The organism is Variovorax sp. SPNA7 (genome assembly GCF_033807855.1).
Lineage (GTDB): Bacteria > Pseudomonadota > Gammaproteobacteria > Burkholderiales > Burkholderiaceae_C > Variovorax > Variovorax beijingensis.
Genome location: NZ_CP138513.1, coordinates 3,330,760 through 3,344,009 on the forward strand (window position 1 = coordinate 3,330,760; position 13,250 = coordinate 3,344,009).

10 protein-coding genes and 3 tRNA genes are annotated in these 13,250 nt (G+C 66.5%); 6 read left to right on the forward strand and 7 right to left on the reverse strand.

Annotated elements, in window-relative coordinates; genetic code table 11:
• Window positions 1-195: 195 nt before the first annotated feature.
• Genes proV through RZE77_RS15670 form a run of 6 tightly spaced genes read left to right on the forward strand, consistent with a single transcriptional unit; the run spans window position 196 to window position 6,865 of the window.
• On the forward strand, window positions 196-1,449 hold the full coding sequence (gene proV / locus RZE77_RS15645) for a glycine betaine/L-proline ABC transporter ATP-binding protein ProV (protein WP_319438243.1): 1,254 nt from the start codon (window positions 196-198) through the stop codon (window positions 1,447-1,449).
• 20 nt (window positions 1,450-1,469) lie between these two features.
• Complete coding sequence (gene proW / locus RZE77_RS15650; protein ID WP_319438244.1) at window positions 1,470-2,621, forward strand: glycine betaine/L-proline ABC transporter permease ProW; 1,152 nt, start codon at window positions 1,470-1,472, stop codon at window positions 2,619-2,621.
• Between the two features lie 23 nt (window positions 2,622-2,644).
• Window positions 2,645-3,652: a glycine betaine/L-proline ABC transporter substrate-binding protein ProX gene (proX, locus tag RZE77_RS15655; protein WP_319438245.1), complete on the forward strand. Its 1,008-nt coding sequence runs from the start codon at window positions 2,645-2,647 to the stop codon at window positions 3,650-3,652.
• Between the two features lie 58 nt (window positions 3,653-3,710).
• A complete protein-coding gene (locus tag RZE77_RS15660) occupies window positions 3,711-5,264 on the forward strand; it encodes a fumarate hydratase (protein WP_319438246.1) in 1,554 nt (517 codons plus the stop codon).
• A complete protein-coding gene (murI, locus tag RZE77_RS15665; protein ID WP_319438247.1) occupies window positions 5,261-6,070 on the forward strand; it encodes a glutamate racemase in 810 nt (269 codons plus the stop codon). Before RZE77_RS15660 ends, murI begins: the two co-directional genes overlap by 4 nt.
• A gap of 15 nt (window positions 6,071-6,085) precedes the next feature.
• Entirely contained in the window at window positions 6,086-6,865 is a 780-nt protein-coding gene (locus RZE77_RS15670; protein WP_319438248.1) for a PA3715 family protein, read from the forward strand.
• Between the two features lie 13 nt (window positions 6,866-6,878).
• On the opposite strand, the gene RZE77_RS15675 is transcribed toward RZE77_RS15670, so the two are convergent.
• The 7 genes from RZE77_RS15675 to clpX all read right to left on the reverse strand — a co-directional run bounded on the left by RZE77_RS15675 (window position 6,879) and on the right by clpX (window position 13,183).
• Window positions 6,879-8,180, reverse strand: a complete 1,302-nt coding sequence (locus tag RZE77_RS15675; protein WP_319438249.1) for an MFS transporter — start codon at window positions 8,178-8,180, stop codon at window positions 6,879-6,881.
• Window positions 8,181-8,231: 51 nt separating this feature from the next.
• Window positions 8,232-8,864 (reverse strand): DUF6806 family protein, encoded by a 633-nt coding sequence (locus tag RZE77_RS15680; RefSeq protein WP_012747623.1) that lies wholly within the window; start codon window positions 8,862-8,864, stop codon window positions 8,232-8,234.
• Between the two features lie 22 nt (window positions 8,865-8,886).
• Window positions 8,887-8,978, reverse strand: a tRNA-Leu gene (locus RZE77_RS15685).
• Window positions 8,979-9,087: 109 nt separating this feature from the next.
• Window positions 9,088-9,161, reverse strand: a tRNA-Cys gene (locus tag RZE77_RS15690).
• Between the two features lie 65 nt (window positions 9,162-9,226).
• Window positions 9,227-9,302, reverse strand: a tRNA-Gly gene (locus RZE77_RS15695).
• A gap of 54 nt (window positions 9,303-9,356) precedes the next feature.
• Window positions 9,357-11,798 carry an endopeptidase La gene (lon, locus tag RZE77_RS15700; RefSeq protein ID WP_319438250.1) on the reverse strand — a complete coding sequence of 814 codons (2,442 nt, stop codon included), beginning with the start codon at window positions 11,796-11,798 and terminating at the stop codon, window positions 9,357-9,359.
• A gap of 119 nt (window positions 11,799-11,917) precedes the next feature.
• Complete coding sequence (clpX, locus tag RZE77_RS15705) at window positions 11,918-13,183, reverse strand: ATP-dependent Clp protease ATP-binding subunit ClpX (protein WP_012747621.1); 1,266 nt, start codon at window positions 13,181-13,183, stop codon at window positions 11,918-11,920.
• Between the last annotated feature and the right edge of the window lie 67 nt (window positions 13,184-13,250).

Here is a 13,250-nt window from a genome sequence, read left to right on the forward strand (position 1 = left end):
TTTCGGCGGGCACTGGTTTCGTCGCCACGTCGTCTTCAGTGCCTGTCGGCAGCCCTCCAAGGCTCGCCGGGTCATTGCACGCGTTTCTCGCGCTCTCTGTTCGGACGGCTCTTCGGCTGATGGCGTGACCGTTGCCGCCTCGTACTTTTTGGGGGGCGGTGCTGTGTCCAACCTTTACACAAGGAGCCCCGGCGTATGGCCAAAGGAATTCTCATCGACCATGTCTTCAAGGTGTTTGGCGATTCGCCCGAACAGGCACTCGACCTCGTCCGCCAAGGTTTTTCGAAGAAGGAAATCCTCGCGCAGACGGGCCAGTCGATCGGCGTGTTCGATGCCACCTTCGAGATCCAGGCCGGCGAGATCTTCGTCATCATGGGCCTCTCGGGTTCGGGCAAGTCGACGCTGGTGCGCCTCCTGAACCGGCTGATCGAGCCGACCGCGGGGCGCATCGTGATCGACGGCGCGGACATCAACGAGCATTCCGACGCCAGGCTGCGCGCACTGCGCCGCAAGGACATCAGCATGGTGTTCCAGTCGTTCGCCTTGATGCCGCACATGACGGTGCGCGAGAACACCGCCTTCGGCCTCGAACTCTCGGGCACCAGCAAGAAGGAACGCCTCGCGCAGGCCGACCTGGCACTCGCGCAGGTGGGCCTCGCGGGCTGGGGCGACAGCTACCCCGACGAGCTTTCGGGCGGCATGCAGCAGCGCGTGGGCCTCGCGCGTGCGCTGGCTTCGGACCCGTCGATCCTCTTGATGGACGAGGCCTTCTCGGCGCTCGATCCGATCATCCGCACCGAGATGCAGTCGGAGCTGCTGCGGCTGCAGAAGGAGCAGCGGCGCACCATCGTCTTCATCTCGCACGACCTCGACGAGGCCATGCGCATCGGCGACCGCATCGCGATCATGAAGGACGGCCAGGTGATCCAGGTCGGCACGCCCGACGAGATCCTGCGCAGCCCGGCGGACGACTATGTGCGCAGCTTCGTGCGCGGCGTCGATGCGGCGGCCGTGTTCAAGGCGGCGGACATCGCGCGCAAGTCGCTCACGGTGGTGTGCGAGCACCCCGAGCGCGGCGCGCGCGCGGCACTCAAGCTGCTCGAAGACCAGGACCGCGACTTTGCCTACGTGACGAGCCCGAACAAGCGCTTCCTCGGCGTGGTGTCGGCGGACACGCTGCGCGGCGCGCTCGACGGGCATTCGGGCTCGCTGGGGCTGCAGCACGCATTCATCGACGACCTGCCGCGCATCGATGCCGACGCCCCGGTGGCAGGCCTGATCGGCCAGCTCGCGCAGGCACCGTGCGCGCTGCCGGTGGTGGCGAACGACGGCCGCTTCTGCGGTGCGATCAGCAAGACGACGCTGCTCAAGTTCCTGGACCGCGACACGCCGCCGATCGAGCCCGTCCTGCCCAACGCCGCACCCGCGCTCGCCGCCGAGCCGCACTGAATTCACGAAGGCCCTGAACGATGAACGACAACACACTCCCTTCCGACCTGAGCACGCCCGCAACCCCCACCTTCGTCGATCCGTGGGAAGCGCTGTCGGCCGCGCCCGACACCTCGACCACCAGCACCTGGCTCGACGCGCCCGCCGACGCGGCCCACCAGCTGGCCGGCTCGGCCGACGCCACGGCGAGCGGCTTGCAGCTGCACCGCCTCTGGGACGGCTCCCTGCCGGTCGAATCCTGGATCAACCAGGGCCTCGGCTGGGTGGTCGAACATTTCCGTCCCTTCTTCCAGACCGTGCGCCTGCCCATCGACAGCACGCTGAACTGGGTCCAGGGCCTGCTGACCGGCCTGCCGACGCTCGCGATGATCGCGCTGATCGGCCTCTTTGCCTGGCAGTTCGCCGGCCGTGCGCTCGCCATCGGCACCACGGTGGCGCTGCTGCTCGTGGCCATGCTGGGCATCTGGCCCGAGGCCATGGTGACGCTGTCGCTGGTGCTGACCTCGCTGGTGTTCTGCATGATCATCGGTCTCCCGCTCGGCGTGCTGCTGGCCAGCAGCGACCGCGCCCAGCGCCTCATGCGCCCGGTGCTCGACGCGATGCAGACCACGCCCGCCTTCGTCTACCTGGTGCCGGTGGTGATGCTGTTCGGCATCGGGAACGTGCCCGGCGTGATCGTGACCATCATCTTCGCGCTGGCGCCGCTGGTGCGCCTGACCAACCTGGGCCTGCGCCAGGTGCGGCCCGACCTGATCGAGGCCGCGCGTGCCTACGGCGCCTCGCCCTGGCAGATGCTGGTGAAGGTGCAGCTGCCGCTGGCCATGCCCTCGATCATGGCGGGCATCAACCAGGCGCTGATGCTGTCGCTGTCGATGGTGGTGATCGCCTCGATGATCGCCGTCGGTGGCCTCGGCCAGATGGTGCTGCGCGGCATTGGCCGGCTCGACATGGGCCTGGCGACCGTGGGCGGCCTGGGCATCGTGCTGCTGGCGATCTCGCTCGACCGGCTCACGCAGGCCATGGGCAAGTCGCGCCGCAGCGCCGGGCGCCGCTGGTGGCACACCGGGCCGGCCGGCCTGGCACTGCGCCTGTTGCAGCGCCTCGTCGGCACGCCGTCCCGCGGCGACGGTGCGAACGAACCCGTTTCCGCCCTCGCCACGCAAGCGCAATAAGCCGTCACGCAGGAAATCAACGCATGAAGAAAATCAGTCTCATCCTCGCCCGCGGCCTGCTGGCGCTCGGCTTCGCCGCCTTCGGCATGGCCGCACAGGCCGCCAACGACCTGCCCGGCAAGGGCGTCACCGTGCAGCCGCTCAAGAGCTCGCTCGCCGAAGAGGCGTTCCAGACGCTGCTCGTGATGCGCGCGCTCGAAAAGCTCGGCTACACGGTGGAGCCCATGAAGGACCTCGAACCCGCCACCGAGCACCTGGCCATCGCCAACGGCGACGCCACTTTCATGGCCAACCACTGGAGCCTGCTGCACGCCGACTTCTACAAGAACAGCGGCGGCGACGCCAAGCTGTGGCGCAAGGGCGTGTACTCGGACGGCGCGGTGCAGGGCTACCTGATCGACCGCAAGACGGCCGAGCAGTACAACATCAGCAGCATCGCGCAGCTGAAGGACCCGGCCATCGCCAGGCTGTTCGACGCCGACGGCGACGGCAAGGCCGACCTGACGGGCTGCAACCCCGGCTGGGGCTGCGAACTGGCGATCGAGAACCACCTGACGGCCTACCGGCTGCGCGACACCGTCACGCACAAGCAGGGCAGCTATGCCGCGCTGATGGCCGACACCATCGCCCGCTTCAAGCAGGACAAGCCGGTGCTGTACTACACCTGGACGCCCTACTGGGTCAGCGCGGTGCTGCGGCCCGGAGCGGACGTGGTGTGGCTGCAGGTGCCCTTCTCGTCCTCCCAGGGCGGCAACGCGGACACGCAGCTCCCCAACGGCAAGAACTACGGCTTCCAGGCCAACCAGGAGCAGATCGTCGCCAACCGGGCCTTCGTCGAGAAGAATCCGGCCGCCGGCAGGCTGTTCGAGGTGATGAAACTGCCGATCGGCGACATCAACGCCCAGAACCTGCGCATGAGCGAGGGCGCCAATACGCAGCAAGACCTGGAGCGCCACGCGGACGGCTGGATCCGGGTGCACCGGCCGCTGTTCGACGGCTGGATCGAGGAAGCCCGGGCCGCCGCAAGGTAGAACGCGGCGGCTGAGATAATCGGGGGGCGTTTCCACACTCCAAAAAGCACCCCCCACCATGACGACCACGATCCAGCAGGCCGACCTGATCGAATCGATCAGCGCCGCGCTGCAGTACATCAGCTACTACCACCCCGCCGACTACATCGCCCACCTGGCCAAGGCCTACGAGCGCGAGCAGAGCCCCGCCGCCAAGGACGCCATCGCGCAGATCCTGACCAACAGCAAGATGAGCGCCACGGGCCACCGCCCGATCTGCCAGGACACCGGCATCGTCAACGTGTTCCTCAAGGTGGGCATGGACGTGCGCTGGGGCGGCTTCACGGGCTCGCTGGACGACGCCGTCAACGAAGGCGTGCGCCGCGGCTACAACCACCCCGACAACACGCTGCGCGCCTCGGTCGTGGCCGATCCGCAGTTCGACCGCAAGAACACCAAGGACAACACGCCCGCAGTGATCTTCACCGAGATCGTTCCGGGCAACACCGTCGAAGTGACGGTCGCGGCCAAGGGCGGCGGCAGCGAGAACAAGAGCAAGCTCGTGATGCTGAACCCCGGCGACAGCGTGGTCGACTGGGTGCTCAAGACGGTGCCCACCATGGGCGCCGGCTGGTGCCCGCCGGGCATGCTGGGCATCGGCATCGGCGGCACGGCCGAGAAGGCCGCGCTGATGGCCAAGGAAAGCCTGATGGACGACCTCGACATGCACGAGCTGCAGGCCAAGAAGGCCTCGGGCGCCGAGCTCAGCAAGGTCGAGGCGCTGCGCATCGAGCTGTACGAGAAGGTCAATGCGCTGGGCATCGGCGCGCAGGGCCTGGGCGGCCTGGCAACCGTGCTCGACATCAAGATCAAGATGTACCCCACGCACGCGGCCAGCAAGCCGGTGGCGATGATCCCCAACTGCGCGGCCACGCGGCATGCGCACTTCGTGATGGACGGCAGCGGCGCGGTCTACCTCGACCCGCCCTCGCTCGACCTCTGGCCCGACGTCAACTGGGCGCCCGACGAAAAGAAGAGCAAGCGCGTCGACCTCGACAAGCTCACGCCCGCCGAAGTGGCGAGCTGGAAGCCCGGCGACACGCTGCTGCTCAACGGCAAGATGCTCACTGGCCGCGACGCCGCGCACAAGCGCATCCAGGACATGCTGGCCAAGGGCGAGAAGCTGCCGGTCGATTTCACCAACCGCGTCATCTACTACGTCGGCCCGGTCGATCCGGTGGGCGACGAGGCCGTGGGCCCGGCCGGCCCGACCACCGCCACGCGCATGGACGGCTTCACCGAGATGATGCTGGCCCAGACCGGCCTGATCGCGATGATCGGCAAGGCCGAGCGCGGCCCGGTCGCCATCGAGGCCATCAAGAAGCACAAGAGCGCCTACCTCATGGCCGTGGGCGGCGCCGCCTACCTCGTGAGCAAGGCGATCAAGACCGCCAAGGTGGTGGGCTTCGAGGACCTGGGCATGGAAGCCATCTATGAATTCGACGTGGTCGACATGCCCGTGACGGTGGCGGTCGATGCCGGCGGCACGAGCGCGCACATCACCGGCCCGGCCGAGTGGCAGAAGCGCATTGCGAGCGGCGAGTTCAAGACCATCATGATGGAAGAGGCTTGAACAACCCGGTCGGCGTCTTCGACAGCGGCGTCGGCGGGCTCAGCGTGCTGGCCGCGCTGCGCGCCGAGCTGCCGCACGAGCGCTTCGTGTACTTTGCCGACACCGCTTTTGCGCCCTATGGCGAGCGCGGCGATGGCTACGTGATCGAGCGCTCGCGCAAGGTGGTGGAGCAACTGATGGCCGAGCACGGCATCAAGGCGCTGGTGGTGGCCTGCAACACGGCCACCACGGCGGCGATCCACCTGCTGCGCGCCGAGCATCCGGCCTTGCCCATCGTGGGCCTCGAGCCTGCGCTCAAGCCCGCCGTGGCGACCAGCCGCACCGGCCACATCGCGGTGATGGCCACGCGCGGGACGCTGGCCAGTGCCAGGTACGCGGCGCTGCGCGACTCCTTCGCAGGATCGGCCAATGTGCGCGGTGTGCCCTGCGACGGGCTCGTGAAGGCGATCGAGGGCTTCGACACCGCGGCCATCGCGGAACTCTGCGCCCGCTACATGAGCAAAGCCGGACCTTTGGGCGATGCGCCCGGCCAGGTCGATACCGTGGTGCTCGGCTGCACCCACTACCCGCTCGTGAAGAACGAGTTGCAGCGCCATGCACCGCCCGCGCTGCGTTTCATCGACACCGGCGCGCCGGTCGCGCAGCAGGCCCGGCGCGTGCTGGCTTCGCTCGGCCGCCTCGCGCAAGGCGGCGAAGGCGGGCTGGTCCTGCAGGGCAGCGGCGACGCGGCCACGCTCGAAGCCGCCGCCGCGCATTGGCTGCAACAGCCCCAAGGCAGCTCGGCGGCTGCCGCAACCGCCGCCTGAAGCCGACCCGACACCATGCATCTTCTTTTGCGCTGCGCCCTGCTGCTGCTCGGCCTCTCGGCAGCGGGCCTCGGCCATGCGGCCTGCGAGAGCGGCCTCGCCGAGCGCATGCATGCCAAGCTCTATCCGAACCGTCCGCTCGATGAGCGCCTGGCCGCCTGCAAGCTCTGGCCCGCCTTTCCGGGACGCAGCATCGTGGTGCTGCCCGTGCCACGCGAAACCAGCAGCACGGGCGCCAAGGTCTTCGACCTGGAACTGCTGCTGATCCAGCGGCCCGACAACGGCAACACCGAGCGCGACACGGTGATCGGCCGCATCTTCCAGCCCGAGGCACTCGACGAAGACAGCGCCACCGCCATCCAGGACATCCGCATCGACACCTCGCGCTACGTGCTGTCGTCCGACACGCGCGCCTTCGGGCTGCGCGTGCGCTACCGGGGCACGGCGCCGGGCAGCACGGTGGCAAGCGAAACCATCCGCCTCTACGTGCACCACGGCAGCAAGCTGCGCCAGGTGCTGCAGGAGGTCGAGCTCGACCACGACAGCGGCGAATGGGACAGCACGTGCACCGGCCGCTTCGAGCAGCTTCGCACGATGCTTTCGGTCGGCAAGCCGGCGAGCAACGGCTATGCCGATCTGCAGCTGTCGCGCACGCTGGTGCAGAGCCGCGCGCAGATGCAGGAGGACCAGGGCTGCACCGAAAAGGCCATGCCCGCGCGCTTCAATACCGTGACGCTGCGCTACGACGGCGAGCGCTATCGGGTGCCAAAGTCCCTGCAGCAGCAGATGCCCTGATCTGCTGCTGCCCTCATCGGCTGCGCAGCGCCGCTTCCCTGCCGCGCGCCATGTCGATCGGCAGCAACAGCAGCAGCCCCGCAATGAACAGCGCGGCGGTCGAGAGAATGGCGATGCGCTGGTTGCCGCCCGCAGCCCATGTGATGGCGCCGAACATCAGCGGACCGATGATGCCCGCGAGCCGCGTGGCAAAGGTCCAGAGCCCGAAGAACTCCGCGAGCTGCCGCGGCGGCGCCAGGTAACCCGTCATCGCGCGGCCGGCCGACTGGCTCGAACCCATGGCGAGCCCCGCGATGGCGGCGGCCCACCAGAAAGTGCCCTTGGTGGTCGCCATCGCGGCAATCACGCAGACCGCGATCCATGCCACCAGCGTGCCGGCCAGCGAGATCTTGTGGCCGACGCGGTCCTGCACGTAGCCGAAGCCGAAGGCGCCGACCGCGGCCGCGATGTTGAGCACGAAGATCAGCACCATGGTCTCGCTCGCCACGAAGCCGATGACCTGCTCGGCATAGATGGCCGCGAGCGTGATGGCCACCGCCACGCCGCCCTGGTAGCACACGGTGCAGACCAGCAGCTGCATGAAATCGCGGTAGGCACGGGCCTGCCTGAAGGTGGCGCGCAGCTGCTGCCATGCACCCACTGCGCTGCCAGCCGTCCGGGGCTGCGCGCGCTCGGGCAGGAGCGCAAAGGTGGCGCAGGCGGCACCACCGTAGATGGCCGCCGTGATCAGCATCGTGACCGGAACGAAGTGCGACGCAGGCAGGCCCTTCGCCTGGGCCGACAGCACGTAGGCCAGGCACAGCCCGAGCGCCAGCATGCCGCCGACGTAGCCGAAGCTCCAGCCCCACCCGCTGACCTTGCCCATGCCCTCGGCGGTCGCGAGTTCAGGCAGGAAGGCGCCGGTCAGCGACTCGCCGTAGGAATAGAAGGTGTTGGAGACGATGATCAGCGCCATCGCGACCGCGACGCCCATGGCCCCGGAGAAGCTCGGCGTGAGCGCGAGCGCGGCAGTCGCAATGACGCAGCCCAGGGTCGCCACGGCGAGCACGCGCTTCTTGGTTGCGCGCCGGTCGGCCCAGGCGCCGATCGCAGGCATCGAGAGCATGACGACGGCATAGGAGGCGCTGAGCGCCGCCGTCCAGGCGAAGGCGGCCCACGGTGCGCCCTTGGCGATGCCGCCCACGAAGTAAGCGGCAAACACGGCCGTGATGACGACCGTGGTGTAGCCGGAATTGGCAAAGTCGTACATGGCCCAGCCGAACACCTCGCGCTTGCGCACGCCGGGATTCAGGGCTGAAGACGATAACAGCGCCATGCGGCGATGGATGGTCAACCGGGCGCCGGGCGCAGCCTTGGCCCGATCGGATCAGTGCAGGTGGCGCGGGCGGCGGCCGCCGCCATGCCCGCCACCGCTGCCACTGCCGCCGGTGCCGCGCGGGCGCTTGCCGATCTCGAGCGAATTCACGAGCGCATCGAAGCGGTCGCTGAAAAGGCGGTCGATCTCGGACACCACGCCGCCGAGCTCGGCGCCATCGAAGTGGCGCTCCATCAGGTTGACGACGTCTTCCACCAGCAGGTCGCGCTGCACCTGCATGATCGCGGCCGGATTGGGACCGACGAACAGCATCAGGAAATCGTCGCGCGACTCTTCGTCGGGGTCGCCCTCTTCCTCGTCGAAGTCGGTGTCGTAGAAGGTGACCTCGATCGCGGCGCCGCGCTCGGACAATTCGTTCAGGGCCATGCACATCTCGTCGAGCGCCTGGCGAAAGTCTTCGTCGCCCGGCACCGTCCAGCAGATCTGGAGCATGTGGTCCTTCTGCTCGAAACGGATGCCGGGTTCTTCTTCGTAGGTGCTCGTCGCGCCGTCGGCCAGCGACTTGGCGCCCGCATAGGCCCACAGCGGCTTGAGTGCTTCCTGGATCTGGTCGAAGCCGACGTCGGAGCGCAAGGGCACGTCGCCGTGCACATGGATTTCAAATGGAGCGTTGTAACGAGGCATGGAGTGCTCCCTTGTCTAAATGTGGTGCCCGGAACGGGGGTCGAACCCGTATGCCCCGATTAAGGAAGCGGCGGATTTTAAGTCCGATGTGTCTACCAATTTCACCATCCGGGCCTCGGGTTGAACATCGACGATAACCCAAACGAAACGGGCCCCGGCAACGCAGGTTGGCGGGGCTGGTTTTTTTCGGTGGAGGGTGGATCGAACTTGATCAGAGAGAGGGTGGAGGCGCGACCCGGAGTCGAACCGGGCTAGACGGATTTGCAATCCGTTGCATAACCGCTTTGCTATCGCGCCACGCTGCTGAAAACGAAATCGAATTCGCGAAAAAAAGGGAAGCAGTGCTTCCCTTTTTCAAAAACTGGAGCGGGAAAAGAGTCTCGAACTCTCGACCTCAACCTTGGCAAGGTTGCGCTCTACCAACTGAGCTATTCCCGCGTTTCGAGCCTTGAATTATAGAACACTTTTTCGGGGCTCGGCAAGTTCTGCCGATCAATGTTTGACGGAACCCTCCGAGGCCGGCGCGCCCGCGCGCTGCTTGGCCAGCTCGGCCACGGCGGCGGCAGAGGCGGCAACCTCCTCGTCCGACAGCGGCTCGGGCATCTTCTCGAGCGCGATCTCCAGGACCTTGTCGATCCACTTCACGGGCACGATCTCGAGGCCGTTCTTCACGTTCTCGGGAATGTCCTGCAGGTCCTTTGCGTTTTCCTCGGGAATCAGCACGGTCTTGATGCCGCCGCGCAATGCGGCCAGCAGTTTTTCCTTCAGACCGCCGATGGCCGTGACCTCGCCGCGCAGCGTGATCTCGCCCGTCATGGCAACGTCTGCACGCACGGGAATGCCCGTGAGCGCCGACACGAAGGCCGTGGTCATGGCGGCACCCGCGCTCGGCCCGTCCTTGGGCGTGGCGCCATCGGGCACGTGGATGTGGATGTCGCGCTTCTCGAACACCTCGTCCTTGATGCCCAGGCGGCGCGAGCGGCTGCGCACCACGGTGCGGGCGGCCTCGACCGATTCCTTCATCACGTCGCCCAGCGAACCGGTGCGGCTGATCACGCCCTTGCCGGGCATGGTGACCGCCTCGATGGTGAGCAGGTCGCCGCCCACCTCGGTCCAGGCCAGGCCGACCACCTGGCCCACCTGGTTCTGCTTCTCGGCCAGGCCGAAGCTGTACTTGCGCACGCCGAGGAAGTCGTTGAGGTTGGCGCCGTCGACCACGACCTTGGGCGTCATCTGCTTGAGCAGCAGGCCCTTGACCACCTTGCGGCAGATCTTCGAAAGCTCGCGCTCGAGCGAACGCACGCCGGCTTCGCGCGTGTAGTAGCGCACGATGTCGCGCACGGCCTCTTCGGTGACCAGCAGTTCGTCTTCCTTGACGCCGTTGTTCTTCAGTTGCTTGGGCAGCAGGTACTTGATCGCGATGTGCGTTTTCTCGTCCTCGGTGTAGCCCGACAGGCGGATGACTTCCATCCGGTCGAGCAGCGCCGGCGGGATGTTCATCGAGTTCGAGGTGGCGACGAACATCACGTCGGACAGGTCGAAGTCGACCTCGACGTAGTGGTCGCCGAAGGTGTGGTTCTGCTCGGGGTCGAGCACCTCGAGCAGCGCACTCGAAGGATCGCCGCGGAAGTCGGTGCCCAGCTTGTCGATCTCGTCGAGCAGGAACAGCGGATTGCGCGTGCCGATCTTGTTCAGCCCCTGCAGCACCTTGCCCGGCAGTGCGCCGATGTAGGTGCGGCGGTGGCCGCGGATCTCGGCCTCGTCGCGCATGCCGCCGAGCGCCATGCGGGTGTACTTGCGGCCGGTCGCCTTGGCGATCGACTGCCCGAGCGAGGTCTTGCCCACGCCGGGCGGGCCCACGAGGCACAGGATCGGCGCCTTGACCTTGTCGACGCGCTGCTGCACCGCGAGATATTCGAGGATGCGGTCCTTGACCTTCTCCAGGCCGTAGTGGTCGGCATTGAGCACCGCCTCGGCATTGGCCAGGTCGTGCTTGATCTTGGTCTTCTTGCTCCAGGGCAGGCCGACCAGCACGTCGATGTAGTTGCGCACCACGGTGGCCTCGGCCGACATGGGCGACATCAGCTTGAGCTTCTTGAGCTCGCCCTCGGCCTTCTTGAGCGCTTCCTTGGGCATCTTGGCGAGCTTGATCTTCTTCTCGATCTCCTCGATGTCCGCGCCCTCTTCGCCTTCGCCGAGCTCCTTCTGGATCGCCTTGACCTGCTCGTTGAGGTAGAAGTCGCGCTGGTTCTTTTCCATCTGGCGCTTCACGCGGCCGCGGATCTTCTTGTCGACGTTGAGGATGTCGACCTCGCGTTCGAGCTGACCGAACAGGTTCTCCAGGCGCGACTTGACGTCGTCCAGGTCGAGCACGGCCTGCTTGTTGTCGAGCTTGAGCGGCAGGTGCGCGGCGATGGTGTCGGCCAGGCGGCCCGGATCGTCGATGCTGGAGATCGACGTGAGGATCTCGGGCGGGATCTTCTTGTTGAGCTTGACGTACTGGTCGAACTGCTGCATCACGGCACGGCGCAGCGCCTCGACCTCGGTGCCCTTCTCGCCGCCCGTGGCCGCCTCGACGGGCGTCACGTTGGCCGAGAAGTGGGTCTCGCCGTCGTCGATGCGGTTCACGCGGGCGCGCTGCTGACCCTCGACCAGCACCTTCACGGTGCCGTCAGGCAGCTTGAGCATCTGCAGGATGGTCGAGACGCAGCCCACCTCGAACATGTCCTCGACCGAGGGCTCGTCCTTGGCGGCGGCCTTCTGGGCCACCAGCATGATGCGGCGCTCGGCCTCCATGGCCAGTTCGAGCGCCTTGATGCTCTTGGGGCGCCCCACGAACAGCGGGATCACCATGTGAGGGAACACGACGACGTCGCGCAGCGGCAGCAGCGGCAGGTCGATCGCGTCGGCAGGCAGGGGGGTATGACCGGACATGAATATCCTTTGATTGATCAGGCAAAGATGGATGGGTGTTCGGGCATTTCAAGCCCGTGCACCCGGTCTTTGTCGAAGGCGCCGGACGCCTTGTTGAAAAGAGCCGGCGCCGCGTTCACTCAGGCCTTCTTGGCCGCTTCGCGATACACGAGCAGCGGCGGCTTGTTTTCATCAATTGTGGATTCCTCGACCACAACCTTGTCGACGTTGGTGGCATTCGGCAGCTCGAACATGGTGTCGATCAGCGACTGCTCGAGGATCGAACGCAGCCCGCGCGCGCCGGTCTTGCGGGCCAGTGCCTTGCGTGCAATGGCCTTGAGCGCCGCGGGGCGGATCTCGAGGTCGACGCCTTCCATCTGCAGCAGCTTGGTGAACTGCTTGACCACCGCATTCTTGGGCTCGGTCAGGATCTGCACCAGCGCGTCTTCGCTGAGCTCGGCCAGCGAGGCCACCACGGGCATGCGGCCCACCAGTTCGGGGATCAGTCCGAACTTGATCAGGTCTTCGGGCTCGACTTCGCGGAACACCTCGGTGATGCTGCGCTGCGCCTTGCTCTTGACCGAGGCGCCGAAGCCGATGCCCGAGGCCTCGGTGCGGTTCTCGATGACCTTCTCGAGGCCGGCAAAGGCGCCGCCGCAGATGAACAGGATGTTGGTCGTGTCGATCTGCAGGAAGTCCTGGTTCGGGTGCTTGCGCCCGCCCTGGGGCGGCACGCTGGCCATGGTGCCTTCGATGAGCTTGAGCAGCGCCTGCTGCACGCCCTCGCCCGACACGTCGCGCGTGATGGACGGGTTGTCCGACTTGCGCGAGATCTTGTCGATCTCGTCGATGTAGACGATGCCGCGCTGGGCGCGCTCGACTTCGTAGTTGCAGCTCTGCAGCAGCTTCTGGATGATGTTCTCGACGTCTTCGCCCACGTAGCCGGCTTCGGTCAGCGTGGTGGCGTCGGCCATCACGAAGGGCACGTCGAGCATGCGCGCGAGCGTTTGCGCGAGCAGCGTCTTGCCCGAGCCCGTGGGGCCGATCAGGAGGATGTTGCTCTTGCTGAGTTCGACGTCGTCGCCCTTGGCCTTTTCCTTGTGGCGCAGGCGCTTGTAATGGTTGTAGACCGCCACCGACAGCATGCGCTTGGCCGGCTCCTGGCCGATCACGTAGTTGTCGAGGTTGGTCTTGATTTCCAGCGGCGTGGGCAGGTCGCTGCGCGCCTCGCGCGCCTCTTCACCGGCCGGGAGCTCGTCGCGGATGATTTCGTTGCAAAGGTCGATGCACTCGTCGCAAATGAAGACCGAAGGGCCCGCGATCAGCTTCTTGACCTCATGCTGGCTCTTGCCGCAGAACGAGCAATAAAGCGTTTTTTCGCTGGAGGAGCCTTTTTTTTCGGCCATGGACAGGTGCCTCGTAAAGGGGTGGGGACAATGATAACTAAACAAAAACGGCGTTTCCCGTGTGGAA